We start from the raw sequence: 24,967 nt of genomic DNA, 5'->3' as shown, positions 1-24,967 counted from the left end.
AGGATGCGGTGCTTAACAGGGTGATCCAGGTGGCCGCCACGGCCGCCGTCTGCGGCCTGGTGCTGGCCGCCTGCGGGTCCACTAAGGACAACGCGTCGGCGCCCGCCGCGGGCGGAGGGGACACCGGTGGCAAGGTCGGCGCGACCCTGCCGCTGCTGACCTCGCCGTTCTGGCAGGCCTACAACAACTACGTCCCGCAGATGGCCAAGTCCGAGGGCGTCGACGTCCTCCCGACGGTCAACGCCGACAGCGACCCGGCGAAGCTGATCACCGACATCGGCACCTTCCTCAACCAGGGCGTCAAGGGCCTGGTCGTGACGCCGCTGGACTCCGCGGCGATCGTCGCCGGGCTCAAGCAGGCGGAGAACAAGGGCGTGCCGGTGGTCGCGGTCGACGTCGCCCCCGAGAGCGGCAAGGTCGCCATGGTGGTGCGGGCCGACAACAAGGCCTACGGCACCAAGGCGTGCGACGCGATCGGCGAGAAGGTCAAGTCCGGCAAGGTCGTGCAGATCCAGGGTGACCTCGCCTCGGTCAACGGCCGTGACCGCTCGGAGGCCTTCAAGGCCTGCATGGCGCAGAAGTACCCGGGCATCCAGGTGCTGGACATCCCGGCCGAGTGGAAGGCCGACAAGGCGTCCTCCGGCCTGGACAGCATGCTGACGGCGAACCCGGACATCAAGGGCGTCTACATGCAGGCCGGCGGCGTCTACCTCGCCCCGACCGAGCAGGCCCTCAAGCGCAAGAACCTCTCCTTCCCGGTCGGCGACCCGAAGCACATCGTGCTCGTGTCCAACGACGGCATCCCGCAGGAGCTGGCCGCGATCCGGGCCGGCGAGCTGAACGCCACGGTTTCCCAGCCGGCCGACGCGTACGCGAAGTACGGCCTGTACTGGCTGAAGAAGGCCATGGCGGGCGAGACGTTCAAGCCGGGCCCGACCGACCACGGCAGCACCATCGTCGAGATCAGCCCCGGCATCCTCGAGGACCAGCTGCCCGCGCCCGTCATCACCAAGGCGAACGTGGACGACAAGGCCCTGTGGGGGAACAACCTGTGAGCCCCGTCGTCAGCGCCCGCGGCGTCGGGAAGCGCTACGGCCCGACCGTGGCGCTGCACGACGTCAGCCTGGAAGTGAACCCCGGTGAGTCGCACGCGCTCGTCGGGCGCAACGGGGCCGGCAAGTCGACCCTCGTCTCGATCCTGACCGGCCTGTCCGCCACGGACACCGGGCACGTCGAGTTCGGCGGCGAGCCGGCCCCGCCCCTGACCAGGCAGGACGACTGGAAGGCGCGGGTGGCCTGCGTCTACCAGCACGCGATGGTCGTCCCGCAGCTCACGGTGGCCGAGAACCTGTTCCTCAACCGGCAGGCCGGGGGCGGGTTCTCGATCGGCTGGAAGAAGCTGCGGCGGCAGGCCGAAGAGCTGCTCGGGTCGTGGGACGTGCACGTCGACGTCGACACCCCGGCCGGCGAGCTGTCGGTCGAGGACCGGCAGTTCGTCGAGATCGCCCGCGCGCTGTCCTACGGCGCCCGGTTCATCGTGCTCGACGAGCCGACCGCGCAGCTGGACAGCCAGGCCATCGAGCGGCTCTTCGAACGGATGCGCCAGATGCAGGCGGGCGGCGTGACGTTCCTGTTCATCTCGCACCACCTGCACGAGGTGTACGAGGTCTGCCAGGCGGTCACGGTGCTGCGCGACGCGAAGCACGTGCTGACCGCCCCGGTGGCCGAGGTCGGCCGGGCCGAGCTGGTCGACGCGATGACCGGCGAACCCGGCGGCCTGTCCGTCCGCGACGCCGCCACGCGGGACGCCCTGGAGGCGGACGCGGCAGAGATCCTGCAGGTCGAGGGCCTGTCGGGCACCGGCTTCCACGACGTCTCCTTCCGGCTGCGCCAGGGTGAGGTGGTCGGGCTCGCGGGCAGCAACGCCAGCGGGAAGCACCAGGTCGCCGAGACCGTCTACGGACTGCGGGCGCCGTCGGCCGGCTCGGTCCGGGTCGAGGGCAAGCCGTTGCGGCCCGGCGACATCCCGGCGGCGCTGAGGGCCGGGATCGGCTGCGTGCCGCGCGACCGGCACCACGAAGGCCTGGTGCTGGAGCACCCGATCATGGACAACACCACACTGTCCATCTTGGACAAGATGGGCCGCGGCGGGATCGCGTCGCCGAAGACGCGCTTCACCAAGGCGTCTCAGGCCTTGGCGGACTACGGCATCGTCGCCGCGAGCGCCGAGCAGCCGGTGTCCGACTTGTCCGGCGGCAACCAGCAGAAGGTCGTCCTCGCGCGGGCCCTGGCCAGCGACCCGCGGGTCGTGGTGCTGATCAACCCGACGGCCGGCGTGGACGTGAAGTCGAAGGAGGCGCTGCTCGCGGTCGTCGACCGGGTGCGCGCCGAGGGCAAGGCGGTGCTGATCGTCAGCGACGAGCTGGACGACCTGCGCCTGAGCGACCGGGTCCTGGTGCTGCGCGCCGGGGCCGTGGTCGCCGAGCACCAGGCCGGGTGGTCCGACGGCGACCTCGTGGCCGACATCGAAGGAGTCGAGCTTTCGTGACCGACGTGATGACCGATCCGCAGACGGAGCTGCCCGCGCCTCCCCGGCGCCGGAAAGCCGTCTGGCTGCGTGAACTCGCGCTGCTGCCCGCGCTCGTCGTGGTGTTCGTCATCGGCGGCCTGGTCGACGACACGTTCGTCGGCTGGAACAACATCGTCAGCATCCTGACGGCGTCGGCGGCACTGTCGCTGGTCGTGCTGGGCGAGTCGCTGGTGCTGATCACCGGGAAGTTCGACCTGTCGCTGGAATCCACCATGGGTCTCGCGCCCGCGCTCGGCGCGATGGTGGTCATCCCGGCGGCGTCGGCCGGCTTCGGCGTCGAACTGCCGGCCGCCGTCGGCCTGCTGGTGATCCCGCTGTGCGGGGCGCTCGTCGGGTTCGTCAACGGCTTCCTGATCGTGAAGCTGAAGCTGAACGCCTTCATCGTGACGCTGGCGATGCTCACCGTGCTGCGCGGGGTGCAGGTCGGCTCGACCAAGGGCAAGACGCTGTTCAACCTGCCGGACTCGTTCACGAACCTGGCGACCACGACGTTCGCCGGGCTGCCGATGTCGGTGTGGCTGGCGGCGGTGCTGTTCGCGGTCGCCGGCTGGGTGCTGCGCTACCACCGCGTCGGCCGCGCGCTGTACGCGATCGGCGGCAACCGCGAAGCCGCGCGGGCGGCCGGCGTGCGGGTCGACCGGATCGCGTGGGCGGTGTTCGTCGTCGCCGGGATCCTCGCGGCGATCGGCGGGCTCGCTTACACCGGTTACGTCGGCGCTTTGGGCGCCAACCAGGGTTCCGGGCTGATCCTGCAGGTCTTCGCGGCCGCGGTGATCGGCGGCGTCTCGCTGGACGGCGGCAAGGGCACGCTGGTCGGTGCCCTCACCGGCGTTCTGCTGCTGTCGTCGGTGTCCAGCCTGCTCAACTACGCGCACGTCACGGCGGAGTGGCAGGGGGCCATCTACGGCGCCATCATCCTGGTCGCCCTGATCATCGCCCGGTACGCGGGCGGAAAGCCCCAGACCTGATGGTCAGCCCGTGATCATCGGATCACTGTCAGGAGGCTTCCGCGGCCGGCTCGGCGTCCGAGTCGGGCACCGTCGGGTCGTCGGCCGTGCCCAGTGCGTTGCGCAGCCACTGCTCCACGCCCGCGACGTGCACGGTCGCCCACGAGCGCGCCAGTTCCGGCTCGCGGGCCGCGATGGCCTCGTAGATCGCCGAGTGCTGTTCCCGGGTCTTCGCGACCGCGCCCTCCTGGGTGAGGCCGCGCCAGATCCGGGCCCGGGCGGTCGGCCCGGAGAGGCTGTCGAGCAGCGAGCAGAGCACCGGGTTGCCGGAGCCGTCGGCGATCTTGCGGTGGAACTGGAGGTCGTTGGCGACGAGGGCCTCGACGGTCGGCGAGTCGGCCAGCTCCCCGAGCAGGGTGCCTAGCTCCGCGATGTCGTCGTCACTCATGTGCAGCGCGGCCAGCGCGGTCGCGGCCGGCTCGAGGATCCGCCGCACCGCGAGGAAGTCGAGCACGGTGTCGTCGCGGTGGAAGTCGACCACGAACGTCATGGCGTCGAGCAGCAGGTTCGGCTCGAGGCTGGTGACGTACGTGCCGTCGCCCTGGCGCACGTCGAGCACCCGGATCAGGCACAACGCCTTGACGGCCTCCCGCAGGGAGCTGCGTGAAAGCCCGAGCCGCTGGGCCAGCTCGGCCTCCTTCGGCAGCCGGTCGCCGGGCGCCAGCTCGCCGGAGATGATCATGTCCTTGATCTTGTCGATCGCGACATCGGTGACGGGCATCGTGTCCGCCCTTCCCTGCAACAGACCTCGGATGTTTGGGTGTTACTCCCCAGCGTGCCATGTCCCGGCGAAGGAGTGGTCATGACCCACCAGCCCGCACCGCAAAGAGTGGCTCTCCACACCCGGCTCAAACCGGGCCGGGAAGCCGACTACGAGTCCGTCCACGCCGTGATCCCGCCCGAGCTGGACGTCGCGCTGCGCGAGGCCGGCGTCCGCACCTGGCGGATCTGGCGTAACGGTCTCGACCTGTTCCACGTCCTCGAAGTCGACGACTACGCGGCGATGCGGGCGGCCCTGCGGGACCACCCCGCGAACGTCCCGTGGCAGGCCCGGATGGCCGAGCTGCTGGCCGTCGAGGACGACTACTCCGGCGACGACACCGGCATCGGGCTGGTCTGGGAACTGCCGGTGAAGGAGTGACCGCGTGAACCTCTCCCTGTCCCCGCTCGGTCTCGGCTGCGCGCAGCTGGGCAACCTGTACCACGCGATCACCGACGAGACGGCGGCCGCGACCGTGCGGCGCGCGTGGGACGAGGGCGTCCGCTACTTCGACACCGCGCCCCACTACGGCCTCGGCCTGTCCGAAACTCGCCTCGGTGCGGCCCTGCGCGAGCACCCGCGCGACGAGTACGTGCTGTCCACGAAGGTCGGCCGCGTGCTGGAGCCGAACCCGGGCGGCGCCGGTGAGAAGGACGACGAGGGCTTCGCCGTCCCGGCCGCCTACAAGCGCCGCTGGGACTTCAGCCGCGACGGCGTCCTGCGGTCGTTCGAAGACAGCCTCACCAGGCTCGGCCTGGACCGGATCGACGTCGTCTACGTCCACGACCCGGACGACCACTTCGAGGAGGCCCTGCGCGGCGCCTTCCCGGCGTTGCGCGAGCTGCGGGAGCAGGGCGTGATCGGCGCGTTCGGCGCCGGGATGAACCAGGCGCCGATGCTGGGGGAGTTCGTCCGCCGCACCGACCTCGACGTCGTGCTGGTGGCCGGCCGCTACACGCTGCTCGACCAGCCCGCGCTGGACGAGCTGCTGCCGCTGTGCGCCGAGCGCGGCGTCACGGTGGTGGTCGGCGGCGCGTTCAACGGCGGCATCCTGGCCACCGCGGAACCCGGCAGCGTCTACGACTACGCCGAGGCGCCGGCCGAGCTGGTCGAGCGGGCGAGCCGGATCGCGAAGATCTGCGCGAAACACGGCGTCGAGCTGCCGGAGGCCGCGCTGGCCATGCCGATGGCCCATCCCGCGGTGGCGTCGGTCGTCGTCGGCGCGCATGATCCGGGGCAGGTGAGCGTGAACGCGCGGCGGGCCCGGGCCGTCGTGCCACCGCAGCTGTGGACCGAACTCGTCGACGCCGGGTTGCTGCGCGCCGACGTCGTCATCGCCGAAGGAGTCGCATGATCGACGCGCACCACCACCTCTGGGACCCGTCGCGGCGCGAGTACCCGTGGATGGCGGGTGCCGCGATGGACCCGATCCGCCGTCCCTACACCGTCGACGACCTGCGCGCGGTGACGAAGGCGGCCGGGGTGCACGCGACCGTGCTGGTCCAGACGGTGTCCGAGCAGGAGGAGACCGAGGAGTTCCTCGCGACGGCGAAGGCCGAGCCGGTGATCGCCGGGGTCGTCGGCTGGGTCGACCTGCGGGCCCCGGACGTCGCGGACCGGCTGGCGGCGTTGCGCGAGCGGGGGCCGCTGGTGGGGATCCGGCACCAGGTCGAGGAGGAGCGGGACGACGACTGGCTGCTGCGCCCGGAGATCGTGGCGGGGCTGAGCGCGGTCGCCGACGCGGGACTGGTGTACGACCTGCTGGTGCGGCCGGCGCAGCTCGCGGCGGCCGGCGAGGTGGCGCTGCGGCTGCCCGGGCTGCGGCTGGTCCTGGACCACGCGGCGAAACCGCCGATCGCGGCGGGGGAGTGGGAGCCGTGGGCGTCCGCGGTCGCCGCGCTCGCCGAGCGCGAGAACGTCGTGTGCAAGCTCTCCGGCCTGGTCACTGCGGCGGACTGGTCCGGCTGGGAGGTCGGGCACCTGCGCCGCTACGTCGACCACGTGCTGGACGCGTTCGGCCCGGCACGGCTGCTGTTCGGCTCCGACTGGCCGGTGTGCGAGCTGGCGGCGGCGTACGAGGTCGTCCTGGACGCGGCGGTTTCGCTCACGGGCTCGCTCTCGGACCCCGAGCGACTGGCGTTCTTCGAGCACAACGCCCGGAGCGTCTACGGACTGAGCTGATTTTGGACGCGGGCGGGGAACGTCCCCCAGGGGGTAAGAGAGGTTCCCCGCCCGCCGGTGCGAAAGGTCAGAACTCGTCGTCGCGGATCATGCCGCGCAGGCGGGTGAGCGCGCGGTGCTGCGTGACGCGCACGTTGCCGGGGGAGATGCCGAGTGCCTCGGACGTCTCCGTCGCGGACAGGCCGACGGCGATGCGCAGGGTCAGGATCTCCTGCTGCACCCGGGGCAGCGTGGCGAGCAGCCGGCCCAGGCGGGCACCGAGGTCGAGGGAGAGGGCGCGGGTTTCCGGCTCGTTGCCGACCAGCGGGCGCTCGGGGAGCTCGGGAACGGGCTCGGAGCGGTCGCGGGCCACGGCGCGGTAGGCGTCGGCGACCTTGTTAGCCGCGATGGCGTGCACGAGGTAGAGGAAGGAGCCGCCGCGGTCCTGGTAGTCCGGGAGGGCCTTGAGCACCGCGAGGCACACTTCCTGGGCGACGTCGTCGGCCGACAGGTAGGAGAGGTCACGCCCGCCCATCCGGGCGCGGCAGTAGCGCACCACCACCGGCTCGATCATCTTGAGCAGCGTGTGGACGGCGGCGGGGTTGCCCTCGCCCGCGTCCTTCACGAGCGGGTCGAGGTCTTCCTTCGTCAACCGCCCGCCGGGCCGGGGCAAGGACTCCGGTGTGCGGTAATCGCGAACCTCCGTGGCGGAATCCTCGGTGGTCCTCGGCGGTGCTGTCATGGTCGTCTCCCCGGCCGACCCTCGACCGTCGCTGCCGGGGGTTCAACTCTCCGTAACGGTGTGATCGCAGGTACTCCGGGAGACCCGACCCGTCCTGCGCTCCGTGCGACGCTGGGTAATCGTAAGCACCTCCCGGGGCATCAGTCCAGATTTCAACCACCAATACCCCGTTCGCAGGAGCGACCGTGATGCAACCGCGACCAGACGCCTCACATTGCGATTAATCGCTTTCAGGATGTGCCGAGTTCACCCTTCAGTGGAGGATGAACACGGAAGTGGAGGTCGCGGTGACGGCGAGCGACACCACGGCCGGAAGCAGCCGGGGCATGGCCGCCGGTTCGGCGATCCGCAGGGCCCGTTCGCGGGACGCGCCGACCACGGCGAGCAGCGCGGACGTCCCCGCGGAGAGCAAAACGGGGATCAGGGCGGCTCCCCAGTGCCGTTGTGCGGCCATGTGGAGCAGCAACATGGTGCAAGCGGCGGAGGCCAAGGCTGTTCGCCGCCACGCGAGCCCGGTCCGCTCGGCCTGGGCCCCGGTGGGCGCCGTCACGGCCGAACCGGCCCGATTGCCTGGCTGGAGGCGGTGCCCGGCCGGCCGTGTGCGGCCGGCGCGCCCCACGCGGCGCTCGCGGCGGCGGTGGGCCCGGGTGACATCGCGAACCGAAGGGTCACGGGACGCCCGCCGGGGACGGCGCCGTACCGGTCGGTACGTGCGCCTGCACGTGCGCCTGCACCGGAGTAGTCGGGAATCTCCAATAATCCGGTTTCCTGGAGCGCCTTGGCGGTAGAAGTACCGACAGCGTGAACCCGGGTCCCGGAGGCGGAAACTGGTGTTTGAGGCAGCCACGGACGGTGACCAAACGGTGTGGCGGGCGTCACAGACGGGTGAACGGAACGGGCGGTCACGACAGCACCAGCAGGACGGCCGCCGCCGCGATGAGGAGGAACAAGCCCGCCGTCAGCACGACGATCATCAGGCTCCGCGGCAGCGGTTCGCCGGCCCGCATGGCGATCTGCACCCGTCGCCAGCGCGGGTAGGCGTTCGCCGCGAGGGCCGCCGCCAGCACGACGCACAGGCCCGCCAGCACTGCGCTCGCCCCGGCCGGGCTGGGGACGAGCTGGTGCACCGCCACGCCGCCCGCGAGCAGGCCGAGAGCGGTCCGCAGCCAGGCCAGGAACGTCCGTTCGTTGGCCAGCGTGAAGCGGTAGTCCGGTTCGGTGCCGCCCGAGTGGGGCTTGATTTCTTCTTCCGGGGCCACGCCCGCAGACGCTAGCCGGTGTGTGCGGCCTCGGCCTGTTCCTCGCGGTCCGCACCGTGCGCGAACACCCACCAGCGCAGCACCGCGAACCGCACGAACCCGCCGACCAGGCTGGACAGCAGCAGCGTGCCCGTCTCCTCCCACGACGTCGGCCGGTCGACGACCGCGTCGAGGATCGCCAGCACGGCCGAGCCGTACCCGGCGTAGAAGGCGAAGGTGAGGAGGTCCTGCAGGTGCCGCTTCCCGGCGTTGCTCCGCCGCCCGGCGAAGGTGACGCGGCGGTGGAACTCGGTGTTCCCGACCGTCGTCAGCGCGATCGCGACCAGGTTCGCGACCTGCGAGCCGAGCCGGTCGCGCAGCAGGAGGAACAGAACGGCCTGGACGCCGGTTGTCACGATGCCGGCCACGACGTACCACGCCGCGTGCGTGCCGAGTTCGTGGTGGCGTTCCGGGTCGGTCGCGAACGGCCGGTGGGCGGGTGCGCACCTGGTGGTGGCCATGATCCGAAGCTACTCCGCCTTCACAAACTTGTGAATATGTTAAACCCGTTGAAGAAATGTGATCCCGGTGACACCGCCGGGGTTTCGCCCTCCGGCGGCTCGGGTAGGTCGCGGGGGATGACTACTTACTACGCGCCGGGAGAAACCAGTGAGTGACCGTGACGCGGCCGATTCGGAAAGCCTGAGCCCCAGCGAGGCGCTGGACGAGGACGAGCTGCGCGTCGACCCGCTCGAGGAGGGCGTCGAACCGCCCGAGCACTGGAGCGCCGCCGACCGGTACGGCACCACTCCCGCGGAGGTCCGCGAGGGCGAGCCGATCGAGCAGCGGCTCGCGGAGGAGGAACCGGACACCGAGCCGGACCCGATCCCGGACCGCCCGCTCGCGGCGACCCCGGCCGCCGAGCTCGACGAGACGGTCGAGGACGCGCCGGCGGACTACGAGCAGGTGACCCCGGACGACGAGCTGCCCCACCGCCACGCCGATCCGGACCCGGGCGAGCGGGCGGACTACGCCGGCGGCTCGGTGGCCGACGCCATCCGCGAGGCGAGACAGGGCTGATCCGCTCACGCTGCGCGCCCGTTCGGACGCATTTAGCGTGGGACCCCGAGTGCATCGGACCGCGACGAAGGGAAGGCCGAAGATGCTGACCGTGACCGAAGCCGCCGCCGAGGCGATCACCGCACTGACCAGCCAGGGCGACGGAGACGCCGGGCTCCGCCTGGCGGTCAAGAACGCCGAGGGCGAAAGCGCCCAGCTGGCGTTGTCCGTGGCGCCGGAGCCCGCGGAGGGTGACAGCGTGCTGGGCGCCGACGAGGGACCGAAGGTGTTCCTCGAACCCCAGGCAGCAGCCCTCCTGGACGACAAGGTGCTGGACGTCCAGGAGGACGACGCCGGCGGAGTGGCGTTCGCCGTACTGCCGCAGCACACGAGCTGACCGGCCCCGGTCGTGAGTGGTGAGAAGGGTTAGAACCCTTCTCACCACTCACGACCAGCCGCGGCAGACCGCCTGGCGGGGCCAGCGTCTGACCACGGGCGCGTTTGGGTTCGGCCGTTCTTGGTCGGCCGGGTCCGGGTAGTCGCTAGGCGCGCGTCCGGCGACGCCGAGGCTTGCCAGTCGGGCATCGGCTGTGCCTGGTCGAGCAGAGCCCGCGAGGCCGATCGGTGCGCCCGACGGCGGGCGCACCGAGTACTAACCAGAATCGCGCGCGCAACCACAGCAGCTCGGCCGCGTTCGCCTCCGCTAGCGGGGCGTCGCCTGATCGCGCGGCGGTCGGCCGTGCTTGATCGGGGCGAGTCCGCGTGGTCGATCGGCGCGCTTCCGCCCCCGAGGCTCGCCGGAACTGCTTGTCCGTTAGCGGGGCCGCCAGCTGCTGATTGTGCTTGGTCGGCTGGGTCCAGGTTGTTGATCGGCGCGCTTCGGCCGCCGTCGAGGCTCGTCAGGTCGCCCACTTATCCGCTACCGGGGCCGCCAGCTGCTGACCAAGATCGCCGCTCGCACCCGCAACAACTCCGCCGCGTTCGCGCGGGCGTGGTCCAGCGACTCGGCGTGGTCGATGAGCGCGCTGCTCGCGATGACCCCCAGACTCTCCAGTTCGGCTTCGCCCAGCTGGATCCGGCCCGCCAGCGCCATCAGCGGTACCCCGCGCGGCCGGGCGCGTGCCGCGATGCCGGCCGGGGCCTTGCCGTTGAGGCTCTGTTCGTCGAGCGATCCTTCGCCCGTGATGACCAGGTCCGCGCCGTCGAGGGCGGCGTCCACCCCGGTCAGCCCGGCGATCAGGTCGAACCCGGACTCCACCGTCGCGCCGAGGCCGGCGATCGCGCCCGCCGCGACTCCGCCGCCCGCTCCCGCGCCCGGCACCGCCGACACGTCCGGCGCGCCGCCGACCTGCAGCGCGTGCGCCCACCGGGCCAGCGCCGCGTCGAGCGCCGCCACCTCCTCGGGGCCCGCGCCCTTCTGCGGCCCGAACACCGCCGCCGCGCCGTCCGGGCCCAGCAGCGGGTTCGTCACGTCCGTCGCGACCGCGACGCTCACGCCGTTCAGCCGCTCCCGCACCGGCGTCAGCTCGGCCGACGCGACCCTCGACAGCGTGCCGCCGCCGAGCCCGACCGGGGCGCCGAACGCGTCGAGCACTCCCGCGCCGAGCGCGCCCAGCATGCCGGCGCCGCCGTCGGTGCTCGCCGTGCCGCCGACCGTCAGGACCAGCCGCGTCGCGCCGTGCATCAGGGCGTCCACGAGCAGCTCGCCGACGCCCCAGGTGTGCGCGGCCAGCGCGGTTTCCGGGCTCGGCTCGACGAACTCGATGCCGCACGCGCGCGCCGACTCGACGTACGCGGTGCCGTCGAGCACCGCATAAGAAGCCTTGACCGGCTCCTCGAGCGGCCCGCGGACCGTCAGCCGGACGATCCGGGCGCCCGCGGTTTCGAGCACGTCGAGGGTCCCTTCGCCGCCGTCGGCGACGGGGCAGGTGACGATGTCGGCGTCCGGCAGCGCGTCCCGCACGCCGAGTGCGATCGCCTCCGCGGCCTCGACCGCGGTGAGACTGCCCTTGAACTTGTCCGGCGCGATGACGACACGGGTCACGGCTTCACCTCCGTCAGCGGGGGACGCCCGGCGAGCACCGCCGCGACGTTGCGGGCCGCCAGCACGGCCATCGCGGTCCGGGTCTCCACCGTGGCGGACCCGAGGTGCGGGCTGAGCACGACGTCGTCGCGCCCGAGCAGCCGCGGTTCGACGTCGGGTTCGTGCTCGAAGACGTCGAGCGCGGCCCCGGCGATCTCCCCGGCCTCGAGCGCGTCCGCGAGGGCCGCTTCGTCGACGACCGGGCCGCGGGTCGTGTTCACCAGGTAGGCGCCGGGTTTCATGGCGCGCAACGCGGCTGCGTCGATCAGGTGCCGCGTCTCCGGTGTCAGCGGGCAGTGCAGCGAGACGACGTCCGAGCGTTCCAGGAGTTCCTGGAACGAAACGGATCCGCGGCCGGACCGTCCCGAGTGGATGATCGACATGCCGAACGCCTCGGCCCGCTTCGCCACCGCCCGGCCGATCTCGCCGAGCCCGACGATGCCGAGCGTCTTGCCCTGCAGTCCTGAGCCCAGCAGGAAACCGAGGTGGAACGACCACGGCGTGCGCGAGCGCAGCAGCCGTTCCCCTTCGCCGAGGCGCCGCGTGATCGCGAGCAGCAGGCCGAACGCGAGGTCGGCGGTGGCGTCGGTGAGCACCCCCGGGGTGTTGGTGACGACGACGCCGCGCTCGGCCAGGGCCGGGACGTCGACGTTGTCGTAGCCGACGGCGACGTTCGCGACCACCTTGAGACCGGGCCCCGCCGCGTCGGCGAGCGCGCCGTCGAGCCGGTCGTGCAGCATCCCGACCACCGCCGACGCGCCCGCGGCGAACTCGTGCAGCTCGGCCGTCGTCAACGGCCGGTCCGCGGGTGACACCGCCACGTCGCCCGCTTCCGCGAGCACCTTCACCGCTTCGTCGGGTATCCACCGGGTCACCGCGATCTTGGGCACCCCGACAGCCTAGTCCCCGCGGACGGCCCCGAGAACGATCTCCGACTGCGCCGCGGCACCCGCGCCGTTGGGGTGGAAGGGGAACGCGAGCAGCAGCGGGTTGCTCACCGAGATCGGGATCAGGCCTTCGACGTAGCGCACGGTGGGCGCCTGGCACGCGTCGTGCCCGAGCGTCGGGGTGTAGGTGTCGACCAGCTCGGCGCCGTTGTCCGCGGCGACCCGCGCGAGCATGGCGTTCATGTGGAGGAACTTCGCCTGCAGGTACGCGACGTCGCCGTCGGCGATCGGGATCACCGGCCAGCACCCCTTCCCGCTCGCGGGCAGCCCGGCGAGGTAGTTCACCAGCAGGACCCGCGCTTGCGGCGAGCGCTCGTGGATCCCCTGCAGCGCGTTGGCGATCTTGGGCTCGGTGGCCGTGATCGCGTTTTCCAGCTGGTCGACGCCGCCGGCGGTGAACTTCGCCTTGCACGTGCTCACCGGCAGGACGTTGAGGCATTTGGTCACGGCCGAGGCGAGCCCGATGTCGTTGCCGCCGATCCCGACGGTCACCAGGTCGGTGGTCGGCGTGAGCCGGTCGAACTGCGGCGGGTTCGTCCCGCCGAGCGGCAGCTTCTGCGGCTGCGTGAAGTCGGGCGTCGCGGCGCCGCCGCAGCTCGCGTCGCGGAAGGTTTCGACGCCGAGCGCGCCCGCCACCTCGTGGGGGTAGTCCGAAGTGGACTGCGCGCAGTCGAGCGGGGTGTAGGCGGTGGTGGGCGGGAGCGTGACGAACACGTCCGCGGTCCAGGAATCGCCCAGCGCCACGTACTCGTGGTAACTGGTGCTCGCGGACGCCGGGGCGGCGGCAGCGAGCGCGGCGATCACGGGCCCGGCGAGGAGAGTGAACAGGCGCCTGCGCATGCTGCCTCCGTTGGCGAGCGGCGTAGTGAAGAGCTTTCACATTCAGCCCGCGCCCGGTGAAAAGTCAATGCGGGTCACCCGTACTGGGGACGCCGGACGGCGTGGGTATTCAGGCCCTGGTCAGCCGCACCATCGCGCTCGCGTAGCCGCTGCCGGGCAGGGTGACGTCGATCCCGTGGCTCAGCAGCACTGCGCCGTGGTGGAGCCCGCCGTCCTGGTCCCGGTACCGCGCCGCCGGATCCAGCCCGGCCAGGCGCGGCGGGGTGAACGGGCGCGCGAACTCCGCCGGCCGCCGCCAGAAGAACACGACGACCGAGTCGCCCAGCACGTACTGCACCGCGGTAAACGCCGAATGCGCCGGATCCGCCAGCCGGTACAGCTCGCCGTGCTGCACCACGGGCCGGATCTCCTTGTACAGCGCCACGAGTGACGCCGCCTCGCGCAGTTCTTCGGGACTCCAGCGAGGCAGGTCCCCGCCCAGGCCGAGCACCCCCGCCATCGCGACGTGGAACCGGAAGCTCAGCGGCGCCTCCCGGCCGGTGGTGGGGTTCGGGCTGTCGGTGACCCAGGCCGACATCGTGCCGGCCGGGTAGAGCTGGCCGTACCCGTGCTGGATGGTGATCCGATCGGCCGCGTCGGTGTTGTCCGACGCCCAGATCTCGTCGGTCCGCGCGAGAATTCCCAGGTCGGTGCGGCCGCCGCCGCCCGCGCAGCCCTGGATCCGCAGGTCCGGATGGTCGGCGCGGAGCCGGTCGAAGATCGCGTGGACGGCTCGGACGTGGTCGATCCACAGCCGTCCGGGATCCTCGCCGGACGGCCACCCGGCCTCGGTGAAGGCGCGGTTCATGTCCCACTTGAGGTAGTCGATCCCGTGCTCGCCGACCAGCCGGTCGAGCCACTTGTGCGCCCAGTCCGCGACGTCCGGGCGCGCGAAGTTGAGCACGAGCTGGTTGCGCAACGTCGTGCGCGTGCGGTGCGCCATGTGCAGCACCCAGTCCGGGTGCGCGCGGTAGAGGTCGCTGTCCGGGTTGACCATCTCCGGCTCGACCCACAGCCCGAACTTCATCCCGTGCGCGTGGACGGCGTCGACCAGCGGCCTGAGCCCGTCGGGGAAGCGCTGCTCGTTGGCGGTCCAGTCGCCGAGCCCGGCGGTGTCGCCGGTGCGCGCGCCGAACCAGCCGTCGTCCATCACGAACAGCTCGGCGCCCAGCTTGGCCGCGGCTTCGGCAAGTTGCGTTTCGGTCTGCTCGTCGACGTCCCAGCCGGTCGCTTCCCAGGAGTTGTAGACGATCGGCCGCAGCTCGCCCGGGTGCGGCTGGACGAACTCGCGGACGTAGGCGTGCCAGCGCCGGCTGGTGCCGCCGAAGCCGTCGGCCGCGTAGAGCCCGGCGAACACCGGCGTCTCCCAGGTCTCCCCGGGCTTCAGCCGCCAGTGGACGTTCTCGTGGCCGAACCCGCCGGTCCACGTGACGCGGCCGGTGTGCGTCCGCTCGACGGTGATCCGCCAGCTGCCGCTCCACGCCAGCGCGGTCGACCAGACCTCGCCGGACGTCTCCGTCGCGTCGCCCGCGTCGAGCATCACCCACGGGCTGACCTGGTGACTCGACACGCCGCGACGGCTGGTGAGCGTGGTTTCCCCGACGGGCAGCGGTTCGCGTAGCACGCCGTACTCGGCGCTCCACGCCCCCGACGTCCGGCTCAGCCGCACGCCGTCCCGCCGGGGGAGCGTCCAGGACGCGGAATCCGTGCGCAGCAAAGAAATCGGGTCGTCCCCGGTGTTGCGCAAGGTCGTCCACCGCTCGAGGACCTCCCCGCGCACGCGGTAGTGCAGCGACAGCTCGAGCGGGTAGTGGCGGTCCGCGAGCCGCACGACGAGCGCGCCTCCTTCGATCGCGTAGCCCGCGTAACGCCACTCCAGAGCCGACGTCCCGTCCTCGTACCGGACAGCCAGCGCCGCGACGCCGAAGAACGCGCCACCCTCGGCCGGCAGTTCGAGACGCTCGTCGCCCGGCTCGTCGAAGCTGCTCTCGGCCGGGTTGCGGCGTCCGGCGACCGCCGCGGCCTGCTCCAGCGTCAGCGGCGGCCCCCAGTGCACGTGCCGCGGCCGGTCGCCGTCGTCGAGCCGGAAGGCGTACGAGCTCTCGGGGGTGCGCAGCAGCCACAGCCGGTGCGCGGGGTCGTGTTCCACGAGCGACATGGACCTGAGCGTAGGCACGACCAGCCGAAAAATAAATTCTTGACGAAGTTAATTAATCCTGCCTACCCTTCCGGCCATGCCTCGCAGTGCACCGGCAAGGGCGCCGATCACCAGTCCCGCGGCCGCGACCGTGTTCACCACGGTCCTGACCGAAGGGCCGGTCTCCCGCGTCGACGTCGCTCGGCGCACCGGGCTCTCCTCCGCCGCGGTCACCAAGGCCGCCCGGCCCTTCATCGACGCCGGTTACCTCGAAGAACTCGCCTCCGAAGGCCGGACGACCCCCGGGGCGGGCCGCCCGGCGAACCCCCTCGCGATCCGGCCCGACCGCGAGTACTTCGTGGGCGTCAAGATCACCGGCGACGACCTGATCGGCGTGGTCACCGACCTGCGCGCCGACGTCCGGGCCACCGCCCACCACGCGCTCACCAGCCACGACGTCGAGCACGTCGTGCGGGCGCTGGCCGACCTCGTCGGCGAGCTGCTGGCCGGGCCGACCCCGGACGGCACCAGCAACCTCCGCGAGCGCGCCTACTGCGTCGGCGTCGCGGTGTCCGGCGACGTCGACCGCGCATCCGGGATCGTCCGCTACTCGCCGTTCCTCGGCTGGCGCGACGTCCCGCTGGCTTCCCTTCTGGAAGACGCCACGGGGCTCACCGTGACGCTCGAAAACGACGTCAAGGCGCTGACCGTGGCCGAGCAGTGGTTCGGCGAGGGGGTCGGCGCGTCGTCGTTCGCGCTGGTCACCGTGGGGACCGGGATCGGCAGCGCGCTGGTCGTCGACGGCGCGCTGGTCCGCGGCGCCCACGGCGTCGCGGGCGAGATCGGGCACGTCCCGGTCGCCGACGGTGGCCCGCTCTGCCACTGCGGTGGCCGGGGCTGCGTCGAGGCGATCGCGTCCACCGAAGCGATCCTCACGCGCGCCCGGCTCATTGCCGGAGAACCGGGACTGACCATGGACGACGCCGTCGTCCGCGCCCGCGGCGGCGACGAGCCGCTGCGCGAGGTGTTCGCCGCTGCGGGCCACGCGATCGGGCTCGGCCTGGCCGCGCTGGTCAACTTGTTCGGCCCGGAACGGGTGGTCGTCTCCGGGGAGGGCGTCGCCACGTACGACCTGTTCGAGGACCAGATCCGCCGGACCTTCGCGGTCCAGGCGTTCGGCAGTGCCGCCCGCTGCGGCCTGGTGATCCGGCCACTGCCGTTCGAGGAGTGGGCGCGGGGCGCGGCCGCCGTTGCCATCCAAAGCCTTTTCGTCGCCGAGAGCGTCTAAGGAGAATCTCCGTGAGCCCCATGAATCGTCGAAGCTTCCTGGTCGGTTCCGTCCTCTTCGCCGGGGGAGCGGCCCTCGCCGGCTGCACGAGCGACCCGCTGAACAAGAACGCGGGCGCCGCTTCGGGCGCCAAGGTCACGTTGCAGCAGTGGTACCACGCGTACGGCGAATCCGGGACGCAGCAAGCGGTCCAGCGCTACGCGCAGGAGTTCACCAAGGCCAACCCGGACATCGCGATCAACGTCAGCTGGATCGCCGGCGACTACGAGACCAAGCTCAACTCGGCGATGCTCACCGCGCAGGCGCCGGACCTGTTCGAGCTGGGCGACTTCCGGTACCAGAACGTCAAGAACGGCCTGCTCGCGCCGCTCGACGACATCGTGGACCCGGCCAAGGCCGACTTCAGCCCGGCCGCGCTGGACACGGTCACGGTCGAGGGCAAGATCTACGGCGTCAAGATGATCGACGACGTCATGATGCTGTACTACCGCAAGAGCGCGCTGCAGGCCGCGGGCGTGCAGCCGCCGCAGACGTTCGCCGAGCTGCTCGACGCCACTCGCAAGCTGAACACCGGCAAGCAGAAGGGCCTCTACGTCGGCACCGACGGCGTCGGCGAGGCCGCGACGCTGCTGCTCTGGTCGTCCGGCGCGGACTTCTTCGACGGCAGCGGCAAGAAGGTCGCGTTCTCCTCGCCCGAAGCCGTCGCCGCGATCGCCGGGCTCAAGCAGCTGCACGACACCGGCGGCCTGCTCCAGGGCTACCCGACCGACTGGTCCGACCCGGGCGCGTTCGCCAACGGCGCCACCGCGATGCAGTGGGGCGGCCTGTGGTCGTTGCCGGACGTCAAGAAGGCCTTGGGCGACGACTTCGGCGTCGTCGCGTGGCCGAAGTTCGGCGACGCCGGCAAGCAGGTCGCGCGGGTCGGCGGCTGGTACCAGCTGGCCAACGCGAAGTCCGCTCATCTGGATGCGGTGAAGCAGTTCATCGACTGGCTGTGGATCAAGAACGCCGACCTGCAGAAGGACTGGTGCGTCAAGTACGGCTTCCACATCCCGGCCCGCAAGCCGGTCGCCGCGCAGACGACCGAGTTCTCCAGCGGCCCGGCGAAGGACGCCGTCACGATCTCGCAGCAGAACGGCAAGTCGTATTCGGGGCTGTGGAACAAGGCGTCGGCGACGCTGTTCCTGCAGGCCGCGACCAAGATCGCGAACGGGGCGGACCCGGCCGCCGAGCTGGGGGACGCGGCGAAGAAGGCCCAGGCCGAAGTCGACAAGCAGCTGGCATGACAGCCGTACTGGAAGCCCCGGCCGTCCCGGTGACGCCGAAGACGCGCCGCCGTCGCCGGGACTGGCGGGCGATCGGCGCGTTCACCGTGCTCACCGGCCCGGTCGTCATCGGGCTGGGGCTGTTCAAGTACGTCGCGATCGCGTGGAGCTTCCTGCTCAGCTTCAACGACGCCCGCGGCACGATCAACATCGGCCATTGGATCGGTTTCGACAACTACGCGTTTCTGCTCGGCGACGACGCCTTCCTGACGTCCCTGTCGACGATCGCGCTGTTCACGGTGTTCATCGTGCCGATCACGTTCGTCGCGTCGCTCGGCCTCGCGGTGCTGATCAACAGCATCAAGCGGGGCAAGGCGTTCTTCCGGACGATCTTCCTGATCCCGGCCGCGGTGTCCTACGTCGTCGCGGCGCTGGTGTGGAAGATGGCGCTGTTCAACGGCCTGCCCTCGGGCGTCGCGAACGTGCTCGGCGGGCTGTTCGGCGCCGACCCGGTGCCGTGGCTGTCGGAGACGAGCCCGCCGGTGTACTGGGTCGCGGTGGTGACGCTGCGGCTGTGGCTGCAGGTCGGGCTGTACATGATCCTCTTCCTCGCGGGGCTGCAGGCGATCTCGCCGTCGCTGTACGAGGCGGGTGAGCTGGACGGCACGACCAAGTGGCAGGCCTTCCGGTACATCACGCTGCCGCAGCTGCGGAACACCTCCGTCGCGGTGCTGCTGCTCATCCTCATCGCCGCGTTCCAGGCGTTCGACGAGTTCTACAACCTGTTCGGCACCGGGCTTTCCGGCACCGCGACGGCGCCGGTGAAGCCGCCGCTGGTCTACCTCTACGACTCCGCGCTCGGCGACCAGAACTACGGCGTCGGCTCGGCCGGCGCGTTCCTGCTGACCGTGCTCATCGTCGTGATCACCCTGCTGCAGGGCCGGTTCGTCGGCTTCGGGAAGAAGGACTGATGGCCGTCCTGACCGCCCCGCGGAAAGCGCCGAAGTACGTACTGGCCTCGGTGCTCGCGGTGATCTTCCTGCTGCCGTTCTACATCATGCTGCGCAACGCGCTGATGACCCGACAGCAGGTCAGCTCGCCGGACTGGTCGTGGCTGCCGGACCCGCTGTCGTGGGTCAACTTCGGCGACCTGTTCGCCGACGCTTCGGTGCCGATGGCGCACTCGCTGTGGAACTCGTTCCTGGTCGCGATCGTGACCGCGCCGGTCGGCACGCTCTTCGGCTCGATGGCGGGCTACGCGCTGGCCCGGATCAACGTGCCCGGGCGCCGTGCCGTGTTCACGTACGTGCTGGTCACGCTGATGATCCCGCAGTCGGTCACGTTCGTCCCGACGTTCGTCGTCGTGGGTTCGCTGGGCGGGGTCAACACCGAGTGGGGGATCATCGCGCCGAACCTGTTCAGCGCGTTCACCGTGATCCTCTTCCGCAACTTCTACCTGCGGTTCCCCTCCGAGATCGAGGAGGCCGGGCGGCTCGACGGCCTCGGTTACCTCGGCGTCTACCGGCGGCTCGTGCTGCCGAACTCCGGGGCCATGATCGCGTCGCTCGGCGCGCTGATGTTCATCGAAAGCTGGAACGCGTTCCTGTGGCCGCTGGTGATCGGGCAGGACCCGTCGTCGTGGACCGCGCAGATCGCGCTCTCGACGTTCCTGACCGCGCAGTCGGTCAACCTGCCGGCGCTGTTCGCCGGCGCGCTCGTCACCATCGCGCCGCTGGTCGCGATGTTCCTGGTCGCGCAACGGTTCATCGTCAGCGGAATCGCGGCGAGCGGCCTCAAGGAGTAGTTCCCCGTCCCCGTTCCGAGGAGTGTCTCTCTTGAAGCGTCTCCTTTCCGTTTGTCTTGCTGTACTGGGCTTTCTCACGTTCCTGGTGCCTTCGGCCGACGCGCGGACACCGTTCGTCAAGCCGTTCATGGGCTGGAGCAGCTGGAGCCTCGAATCGTCCACGCGGGCCGGTTACGGCACGTCCTGGCTGAACGAAGGGCACATCCGCGACGCGGCCGACGCCCTCGCGGCGAAGCTCAAGCCGGCCGGCTACACCAACGTCAACATCGACTCCGGCTGGAACGCGGACCTCGCGTGGGTGTTCCACACCGACGTCAACGGCATCCCGGCGCCGGACCCGGGCCGGTTCCCGTCCGGGATCCCCGCGCTGGCCTCCTACGTGCACGCGCGTGGGCTGAAGCTCGGCCTGTACGCGGTGACCGGGCTGGAGAAGGAGGTCTACGACAAGAACGCGCCGATCCTCGGCACGTCGTGCCACGCGCAGGACATCGCGTACCGGCCGCTGACCCCGTCGAACGGCTGGGGCGGCAACTGGAAGGTCGATTTCGGGAACCCGTGCGCGCAGAAGTACTACGACTCGATCGTCGCGCGGTTCGCGTCCTGGGGTGTCGACTTCGTCAAGGTGGACGGGACGACCGCGGACAACGTCGCCGACATCAAGGCGTGGTCCGCGGCCATCGACCACGCGCGGCGGCCGATGTGGCTGACGGCGAGCGCGTGGCCGGTGCCGCGCTCGATCGGGCCCGCTCTCGCGCCGTACGCCAACGGCGTCCGCATCAACACCGACGTCGAGTGCTACTGCGACACGGTGTCGACATGGGACAGCTCGGTGAAGGCGCGCTGGACGGATCTGCCCGCCTGGCTGGGCGTCTTCGGTCCGCAGTTCCGTCCGGACCTGGACTCGATGCCCATCAGCAACAACTCCGGTAGTGGGATCCAGGACGGTATCTCCGACGTCGAACGGCAGAGCGTGATGACGTTCTGGTCAATGGCGTCCTCGCCGCTGTACGTCGGGGGAGACATCTACTTCCTGGACTCCACCGCGGTGTCGATCCTGACGAATCCCGAGGTCATCCGCGTCGACCAGACCGGGTCCTACCCGACCCAGGTGACGGGCGGCGACCTCCAGGTGTGGAAGAAGCGCGCACCGGACGGCCGGACGTACGCGGCCGTCTACAACCTGGGCTCGGCGCCCGCGGACATCAAGGTGGACCTGGGTGGCCACGGATCGAGCCCGGTGCGTGACCTGGTGGCGCGCACGGACCTCGGCCGGTTCCGGGGCTCGTGGACCGCGTCCGCCGTCCCGGCCCACGGCTCGCGCCTGGTCCGCATCGGCTGAGCCGGGTTCCCGAAGGGGACTTTCCGCGCGGTGCACGCTCGGAAAGTCCCCTTCGACGTGCTTGCGTCATCCATTGGGTGGAAGACACCTGGTCGGCGCCCCGGGCGTCATGCTATGTTCGGTTGCAGAACGAGTGTGCGTGATGCGAACAGTTTGGGGTGTGTGATGGCGGAGCTGCTGTCGCTGGAGGAGGCCGTGGGCCGCCTGGTGCACGACGGGGACACCGTCGCGCTCGAAGGCTTCACGCACCTCATCCCGGTCGCGGCCGGGCAGGAGATCATCCGGCAGGGCCGGCGTGGTCTCACGCTGGCCAGGATGACCCCGGACATCGTGTACGACCAGCTCATCGGCGCCGGCTGCGCGAGCAAGCTGATCTTCTCCTGGGGCGGCAACCCCGGAGTCGGCTCGCTGCACAGGTTCCGCGACGCGGTCCAACACGACTGGCCAGTGCCGCTGGAGATCGAAGAACACAGCCACGCAGGCATGGCCAACCGCTACGTGGCGGGCGCGTCCGGCCTCCCGTTCGCCGTCCTGCGCGGCTACACCGGCACAGATCTCCCGGCGCAGACGGACACGATCAAGCCGATCACGTGCCCCTTCACCGGCGAGCAGCTGACGGCGGTCCCGGCCCTGAACCCGGACGTCTCGATCGTCCACGCCCAGCAAGCCGACCGAGCGGGCAACGTCCAGATGTGGGGCATCACCGGCGTCCAGAAGGAAGCGGTCCTGGCAGCCAAGCGTTCACTGGTGACGGTGGAGGAGATCGTCGAAACCCTGACCCCCCGCCCCGGCGCGGTGGTCCTCCCGTCCTGGGTGGTCACAGCGGTAGCCGAGGTCCCAGGCGGCGCCAAGCCGTCCTACGCAGCGGGCTACTACGAGCGCGACAACGCGGCCTACCAGGCCTGGGACAAGGTGGGCCGCGACCGCGAGACGTTCACGAAGTGGCTGAACGACCTGACCGGGGTAAAGGCATGACCCTCACTCCGGCCGCGGGACGCAGGTTCTCCCCAATGCAGCCCACCGACGTCGCGTCCTCCGGGACACTCGCCGCCCCCTTTTCCGGCGCGACTGTCTTCAGCCCAGCGGGCGTGGTCGAGGCTTGCGCGCGTCCGACCCGATCGTCCGCCCAGGCGGTCGCCGCCCCCTTCCCCGAGGCAGCGCCCACCACCCCGGTCCCCACCACCCCCATCCCACTCGGCGGCTTCACCCAGCACACGCCAGATGTCCCCGCGCAGCCGGCGACTACTGCCCACCCGACCCTCGCCCCGTTCGGCAGTCTCGCTCGGCGTACCCCGGGTGTCGTCGTGCGGTCGGCAACTACCGTCCCCGCCCGCGTAACTCCCACCTCATTCGGCGGCCGTGTTCTGCGCATGCCGAGCTTGCTCGCGCAACAAGGCCCCGCCGCCCGCGTAACGCCTGGCGGGCTCGCTCGGTGCACTCCTGATGTCCTCGCGCCATCCGTGACCACCGCCCGCGCCCACGTGACCCCGGCCCGGCCCACACCCGGTGTCCTCTCACGATCAGCCATCCCCGCCCGCACAACCCCCACCCCGCTCAGCGTGCGCACACCAATCTGCCGTTCACAGCCGGCAACCACCACCCCAAGCCGGGCCACCGCCCAGGCGGTCGCCGCCCCCTTCCCCGAGGCAGCGCCCACCACCCCAAACCCCGGCGACACCCGCACCACAGCGGAGGCAACGGCATGACCACCGACTACACCGCCGACGAGATGATGAGTGTCGCGGCCGCCCGCGCCCTCGGCGACGGCATGTCCTGCTTCGTCGGCATCGGCCTGCCGAGCAAGGCGGCCAACCTCGCCCGCCGCGCCCACGCCCCCGACCTCACCCTCATCTACGAGTCCGGCTGCCTCGGCGCCAAGCCGTCCCGCCTCCCGCTGTCCATCGGCGACGGCGAACTGGCCGACACGTCCGACGCCGTGGTCAGCGTTCCCGAGATCTTCAACTACTGGCTCCAGCCCGGCCGCATCGACGTCGGCTTCCTCGGCGCCGCCCAGCTGGACAAGTTCGGCAACATCAACACCACCGTGATCGGCTCGGACTACCACGACCCCAAGGTCCGCCTGCCCGGCGCGGGCGGTGCCCCGGAGATCGCCGCGTCCTGCCGCGAGGTGTTCGTCGTGCTCCGCCAGAACCCCCGCGCGTTCGTCGAGAAGGTCGACTTCGTGACGTCCTTCGGCCACGGCACCGGCAAGGGCGACCGCGAGCGCCTCGGCCTCCCCGGCCGGGGCCCGACCCTGGTGGTCACCGACCTGGGCTTGCTGCGCCCCGACTCGGAGACCGCGGAGCTCACCCTCACCGAGCTCCACCCGGGCGTCGAGCTGGAGCGCGCGGTGGCGGCGACCGGGTGGACACTGAAGGTCGCGGACGACCTCAAGACCACTCCCGCCCCCACCGAGGAGGAGCTGACGGTGCTGCGAGATCTCGAGAAGGCAAGCAAGTGACCCGGAAGGCGACCGCATGACCGACGTCTACGTCCTCGACGCGCTCCGCACCCCGTTCGGCCGCTACGGCGGGGCGCTGGCCGGCGTCCGCCCGGACGACCTCGCCGCGACCGTGCTCAAGGCCGTCCAGTCCCGCAACGACCTCGATCCGTCCACAGTGGACGAGGTGACCCTCGGCGACGCGAACGGCGCGGGTGAGGACAACCGCAACGTCGCCCGCATGGCCACGCTGCTCGCGGGCTGGCCGACGAGCATCCCCGGCAGCACCGTCAACCGCCTCTGCGGCTCGGGGCTCGACGCGGTGATGCAGGCCAGCCGGTCGATCCAGGTCGGCGACGCCTCCCTGGTCGTCGCCGGCGGGGTCGAGTCGATGACCCGCTCGCCGCTCGTCATGCCCAAGCCGGAGAAGGCGTTCCCGGCGGGCAACCAGACCCTCTACAACACCGCCCTCGGCTGGCGCATGGTCAACCCGGCGATGCCGGGGGAGTGGACGATCTCCCTCGGCGAGTCCACCGAGAAGCTCGCCGAGCGGTACGGCATCGGCCGTGACGAGCAGGACGCCTTCGCCGCGCGCAGCCACGTCAACGCCGCCAAGGCGTGGGACGAGGGCTTCTACGACGACCTCGTCGTCCCGGTCGACGGCGTGGACCTGGCCCGCGACGAGGGCATCCGCCCGGACTCCAGCCCGGAGAAGCTGGCGAAGCTCAAGCCCGCGTTCCGCAAGGAGAACGGCACCGTCACCGCGGGCAACGCCTCACCGCTGAACGACGGCGCCTCGGCTCTGCTGCTGGGTGACCAGGCGGCCGCGAGCCGGCTCGGCCGGGCCCCGCTCGCCCGGATCGCCGGGCGGGGCGCGGCGGGCGTCGACCCGGACGTGTTCGGCATCGGCCCGGTGCGCGCGGCCGAGATCGCGCTGGAGCGCGCGGGCATCGGCTGGGACGACCTGGCCGCGGTGGAGCTGAACGAGGCCTTCGCCGCCCAGTCGCTGGCCTGCCTGCGCGACTGGCCGAAGCTCGACCCCGAAATCGTCAACACCCACGGCGGCGCGATCGCCATCGGCCACCCGCTCGGCGCGTCCGGTGGCCGGATCCTCGGCACCCTGGCGCACGACCTGCACCGCCGCGGCGGTGGCTGGGGACTCGCCGCCATCTGCATCGGCGTCGGCCAGGGCTTGGCCGTCGTCCTCGAAGGCCGGTAAGGGAGGCACC

25 protein-coding genes are annotated in these 24,967 nt (G+C 71.2%); 16 read left to right on the top strand and 9 right to left on the bottom strand.

Features of this window, described 5'->3' with window-relative positions:
* Positions 1-20 precede the first annotated feature (20 nt).
* From VA596_RS30975 to VA596_RS30965, 3 genes are read left to right on the top strand one after another with little or no spacing between them, the layout of a single operon-like run.
* Positions 21-1,055 (top strand): sugar ABC transporter substrate-binding protein, encoded by a 1,035-nt coding sequence (locus VA596_RS30975; RefSeq protein ID WP_323331971.1) that lies wholly within the window; start codon positions 21-23, stop codon positions 1,053-1,055.
* The gene (locus VA596_RS30970; RefSeq protein WP_323331744.1) at positions 1,052-2,548 is read left to right on the top strand and encodes a sugar ABC transporter ATP-binding protein; all 1,497 of its coding nucleotides are present in this window, start codon (positions 1,052-1,054) and stop codon (positions 2,546-2,548) included. The genes VA596_RS30975 and VA596_RS30970 overlap by 4 nt, the downstream gene beginning before the upstream one ends.
* Positions 2,545-3,558 carry an ABC transporter permease gene (locus VA596_RS30965; protein ID WP_323331743.1) on the top strand — a complete coding sequence of 338 codons (1,014 nt, stop codon included), beginning with the start codon at positions 2,545-2,547 and terminating at the stop codon, positions 3,556-3,558. The genes VA596_RS30970 and VA596_RS30965 overlap by 4 nt, the downstream gene beginning before the upstream one ends.
* Before the next feature lie 28 nt (positions 3,559-3,586).
* On the opposite strand, the gene VA596_RS30960 is transcribed toward VA596_RS30965, so the two are convergent.
* Entirely contained in the window at positions 3,587-4,318 is a 732-nt protein-coding gene (locus VA596_RS30960; protein ID WP_323331742.1) for a FadR/GntR family transcriptional regulator, read from the bottom strand.
* An 81-nt stretch (positions 4,319-4,399) separates the two neighbouring features.
* Here VA596_RS30960 and VA596_RS30955 point away from each other — a divergent pair, with 81 nt between their 5' ends.
* The 3 genes from VA596_RS30955 to VA596_RS30945 are packed head-to-tail and all read left to right on the top strand — an operon-like array spanning position 4,400 to position 6,538.
* Positions 4,400-4,738 carry an L-rhamnose mutarotase gene (locus tag VA596_RS30955; protein WP_323331741.1) on the top strand — a complete coding sequence of 113 codons (339 nt, stop codon included), beginning with the start codon at positions 4,400-4,402 and terminating at the stop codon, positions 4,736-4,738.
* Between the two features lie 4 nt (positions 4,739-4,742).
* Complete coding sequence (locus VA596_RS30950) at positions 4,743-5,711, top strand: aldo/keto reductase (protein ID WP_323331740.1); 969 nt, start codon at positions 4,743-4,745, stop codon at positions 5,709-5,711.
* Positions 5,708-6,538, top strand: a complete 831-nt coding sequence (locus VA596_RS30945; RefSeq protein WP_323331739.1) for an amidohydrolase family protein — start codon at positions 5,708-5,710, stop codon at positions 6,536-6,538. The genes VA596_RS30950 and VA596_RS30945 overlap by 4 nt, the downstream gene beginning before the upstream one ends.
* 67 nt (positions 6,539-6,605) lie before the next feature.
* Here the strand turns inward: VA596_RS30945 and shbA are convergent, their stop codons facing one another.
* The 4 genes from shbA to VA596_RS30925 all read right to left on the bottom strand — a co-directional run bounded on the left by shbA (position 6,606) and on the right by VA596_RS30925 (position 9,018).
* The gene (gene shbA / locus VA596_RS30940) at positions 6,606-7,259 is read right to left on the bottom strand and encodes an RNA polymerase sigma factor ShbA (RefSeq protein ID WP_323331738.1); all 654 of its coding nucleotides are present in this window, start codon (positions 7,257-7,259) and stop codon (positions 6,606-6,608) included.
* A 253-nt stretch (positions 7,260-7,512) separates the two neighbouring features.
* Positions 7,513-7,809 carry a DUF202 domain-containing protein gene (locus VA596_RS30935; RefSeq protein ID WP_323331737.1) on the bottom strand — a complete coding sequence of 99 codons (297 nt, stop codon included), beginning with the start codon at positions 7,807-7,809 and terminating at the stop codon, positions 7,513-7,515.
* 352 nt (positions 7,810-8,161) lie between these two features.
* Complete coding sequence (locus tag VA596_RS30930) at positions 8,162-8,518, bottom strand: YidH family protein (RefSeq protein WP_323331736.1); 357 nt, start codon at positions 8,516-8,518, stop codon at positions 8,162-8,164.
* An 11-nt stretch (positions 8,519-8,529) separates the two neighbouring features.
* Positions 8,530-9,018, bottom strand: a complete 489-nt coding sequence (locus tag VA596_RS30925; protein WP_323331735.1) for a GtrA family protein — start codon at positions 9,016-9,018, stop codon at positions 8,530-8,532.
* Between the two features lie 148 nt (positions 9,019-9,166).
* On the opposite strand from VA596_RS30925, the gene VA596_RS30920 reads away from it, so the two are divergent.
* On the top strand, positions 9,167-9,577 hold the full coding sequence (locus VA596_RS30920) for a hypothetical protein (RefSeq protein WP_323331734.1): 411 nt from the start codon (positions 9,167-9,169) through the stop codon (positions 9,575-9,577).
* A gap of 82 nt (positions 9,578-9,659) precedes the next feature.
* The gene (locus VA596_RS30915) at positions 9,660-9,953 is read left to right on the top strand and encodes an iron-sulfur cluster biosynthesis family protein (protein ID WP_323331733.1); all 294 of its coding nucleotides are present in this window, start codon (positions 9,660-9,662) and stop codon (positions 9,951-9,953) included.
* 522 nt (positions 9,954-10,475) lie between these two features.
* Here VA596_RS30915 and VA596_RS30910 read toward each other — a convergent pair.
* The 4 genes from VA596_RS30910 to VA596_RS30895 all read right to left on the bottom strand — a co-directional run bounded on the left by VA596_RS30910 (position 10,476) and on the right by VA596_RS30895 (position 15,623).
* Entirely contained in the window at positions 10,476-11,600 is a 1,125-nt protein-coding gene (locus tag VA596_RS30910; RefSeq protein ID WP_323331732.1) for a glycerate kinase, read from the bottom strand.
* A complete protein-coding gene (locus VA596_RS30905) occupies positions 11,597-12,529 on the bottom strand; it encodes a 2-hydroxyacid dehydrogenase (protein WP_323331731.1) in 933 nt (310 codons plus the stop codon). Before VA596_RS30905 ends, VA596_RS30910 begins: the two co-directional genes overlap by 4 nt.
* Positions 12,530-12,538: 9 nt before the next feature.
* Positions 12,539-13,426, bottom strand: coding sequence for an SGNH/GDSL hydrolase family protein (locus tag VA596_RS30900; protein ID WP_323331730.1), 888 nt, complete (start codon positions 13,424-13,426; stop codon positions 12,539-12,541).
* Positions 13,427-13,535: 109 nt separating this feature from the next.
* The gene (locus VA596_RS30895) at positions 13,536-15,623 is read right to left on the bottom strand and encodes an alpha-galactosidase (RefSeq protein WP_323331729.1); all 2,088 of its coding nucleotides are present in this window, start codon (positions 15,621-15,623) and stop codon (positions 13,536-13,538) included.
* 76 nt (positions 15,624-15,699) lie between these two features.
* On the opposite strand from VA596_RS30895, the gene VA596_RS30890 reads away from it, so the two are divergent.
* The 8 genes from VA596_RS30890 (at position 15,700) to VA596_RS30855 (ending at position 24,957) form a co-directional block, all read left to right on the top strand.
* Positions 15,700-16,890, top strand: coding sequence for an ROK family transcriptional regulator (locus VA596_RS30890; RefSeq protein ID WP_323331728.1), 1,191 nt, complete (start codon positions 15,700-15,702; stop codon positions 16,888-16,890).
* Between the two features lie 20 nt (positions 16,891-16,910).
* The gene (locus tag VA596_RS30885; protein ID WP_323331727.1) at positions 16,911-18,176 is read left to right on the top strand and encodes an ABC transporter substrate-binding protein; all 1,266 of its coding nucleotides are present in this window, start codon (positions 16,911-16,913) and stop codon (positions 18,174-18,176) included.
* Positions 18,173-19,126, top strand: coding sequence for a carbohydrate ABC transporter permease (locus tag VA596_RS30880; protein WP_323331726.1), 954 nt, complete (start codon positions 18,173-18,175; stop codon positions 19,124-19,126). The genes VA596_RS30885 and VA596_RS30880 overlap by 4 nt, the downstream gene beginning before the upstream one ends.
* Complete coding sequence (locus tag VA596_RS30875; RefSeq protein ID WP_323331725.1) at positions 19,126-19,959, top strand: carbohydrate ABC transporter permease; 834 nt, start codon at positions 19,126-19,128, stop codon at positions 19,957-19,959. Before VA596_RS30880 ends, VA596_RS30875 begins: the two co-directional genes overlap by 1 nt.
* Positions 19,960-19,990: 31 nt before the next feature.
* Positions 19,991-21,298 (top strand): glycoside hydrolase family 27 protein, encoded by a 1,308-nt coding sequence (locus tag VA596_RS30870; RefSeq protein WP_323331724.1) that lies wholly within the window; start codon positions 19,991-19,993, stop codon positions 21,296-21,298.
* A gap of 165 nt (positions 21,299-21,463) precedes the next feature.
* The gene (locus tag VA596_RS30865) at positions 21,464-22,273 is read left to right on the top strand and encodes a CoA transferase subunit A (RefSeq protein ID WP_323331723.1); all 810 of its coding nucleotides are present in this window, start codon (positions 21,464-21,466) and stop codon (positions 22,271-22,273) included.
* A 727-nt stretch (positions 22,274-23,000) separates the two neighbouring features.
* Entirely contained in the window at positions 23,001-23,759 is a 759-nt protein-coding gene (locus tag VA596_RS30860) for a CoA-transferase subunit beta (protein ID WP_323331722.1), read from the top strand.
* A 16-nt stretch (positions 23,760-23,775) separates the two neighbouring features.
* The gene (locus VA596_RS30855) at positions 23,776-24,957 is read left to right on the top strand and encodes a thiolase family protein (protein WP_323331721.1); all 1,182 of its coding nucleotides are present in this window, start codon (positions 23,776-23,778) and stop codon (positions 24,955-24,957) included.
* Positions 24,958-24,967 lie beyond the last annotated feature (10 nt).

Origin of the sequence: Amycolatopsis heterodermiae (assembly GCF_034929455.1) — a bacterium.
Taxonomy (GTDB): Bacteria; Actinomycetota; Actinomycetes; order Mycobacteriales; family Pseudonocardiaceae; genus Amycolatopsis; species Amycolatopsis heterodermiae.
Note: the sequence above shows the minus strand (reverse complement) of the source record. Positions and strands in the feature narration are given on the sequence as shown.

Bases quoted from the DNA above. Each gene is read 5' to 3' on its own strand.
- VA596_RS30960 (WP_323331742.1), bottom strand. From the start codon at position 4,318: ATGCCCGTCACCGATGTCGCGATCGACAAGATCAAGGACATGATCATC.
- VA596_RS30955 (WP_323331741.1), top strand. From the start codon at position 4,400: ATGACCCACCAGCCCGCACCGCAAAGAGTGGCTCTCCACACCCGGCTC.
- VA596_RS30945 (WP_323331739.1), top strand. From the start codon at position 5,708: ATGATCGACGCGCACCACCACCTCTGGGACCCGTCGCGGCGCGAGTAC.
- shbA (WP_323331738.1), bottom strand. From the start codon at position 7,259: ATGACAGCACCGCCGAGGACCACCGAGGATTCCGCCACGGAGGTTCGC.
- VA596_RS30925 (WP_323331735.1), bottom strand. From the start codon at position 9,018: ATGGCCACCACCAGGTGCGCACCCGCCCACCGGCCGTTCGCGACCGAC.
- VA596_RS30915 (WP_323331733.1), top strand. From the start codon at position 9,660: ATGCTGACCGTGACCGAAGCCGCCGCCGAGGCGATCACCGCACTGACC.
- VA596_RS30900 (WP_323331730.1), bottom strand. From the start codon at position 13,426: ATGCGCAGGCGCCTGTTCACTCTCCTCGCCGGGCCCGTGATCGCCGCG.
- VA596_RS30895 (WP_323331729.1), bottom strand. From the start codon at position 15,623: ATGTCGCTCGTGGAACACGACCCCGCGCACCGGCTGTGGCTGCTGCGC.
- VA596_RS30890 (WP_323331728.1), top strand. From the start codon at position 15,700: ATGCCTCGCAGTGCACCGGCAAGGGCGCCGATCACCAGTCCCGCGGCC.
- VA596_RS30885 (WP_323331727.1), top strand. From the start codon at position 16,911: ATGAATCGTCGAAGCTTCCTGGTCGGTTCCGTCCTCTTCGCCGGGGGA.
- VA596_RS30880 (WP_323331726.1), top strand. From the start codon at position 18,173: ATGACAGCCGTACTGGAAGCCCCGGCCGTCCCGGTGACGCCGAAGACG.
- VA596_RS30875 (WP_323331725.1), top strand. From the start codon at position 19,126: ATGGCCGTCCTGACCGCCCCGCGGAAAGCGCCGAAGTACGTACTGGCC.
- VA596_RS30865 (WP_323331723.1), top strand. From the start codon at position 21,464: ATGGCGGAGCTGCTGTCGCTGGAGGAGGCCGTGGGCCGCCTGGTGCAC.
- VA596_RS30860 (WP_323331722.1), top strand. From the start codon at position 23,001: ATGACCACCGACTACACCGCCGACGAGATGATGAGTGTCGCGGCCGCC.
- VA596_RS30855 (WP_323331721.1), top strand. From the start codon at position 23,776: ATGACCGACGTCTACGTCCTCGACGCGCTCCGCACCCCGTTCGGCCGC.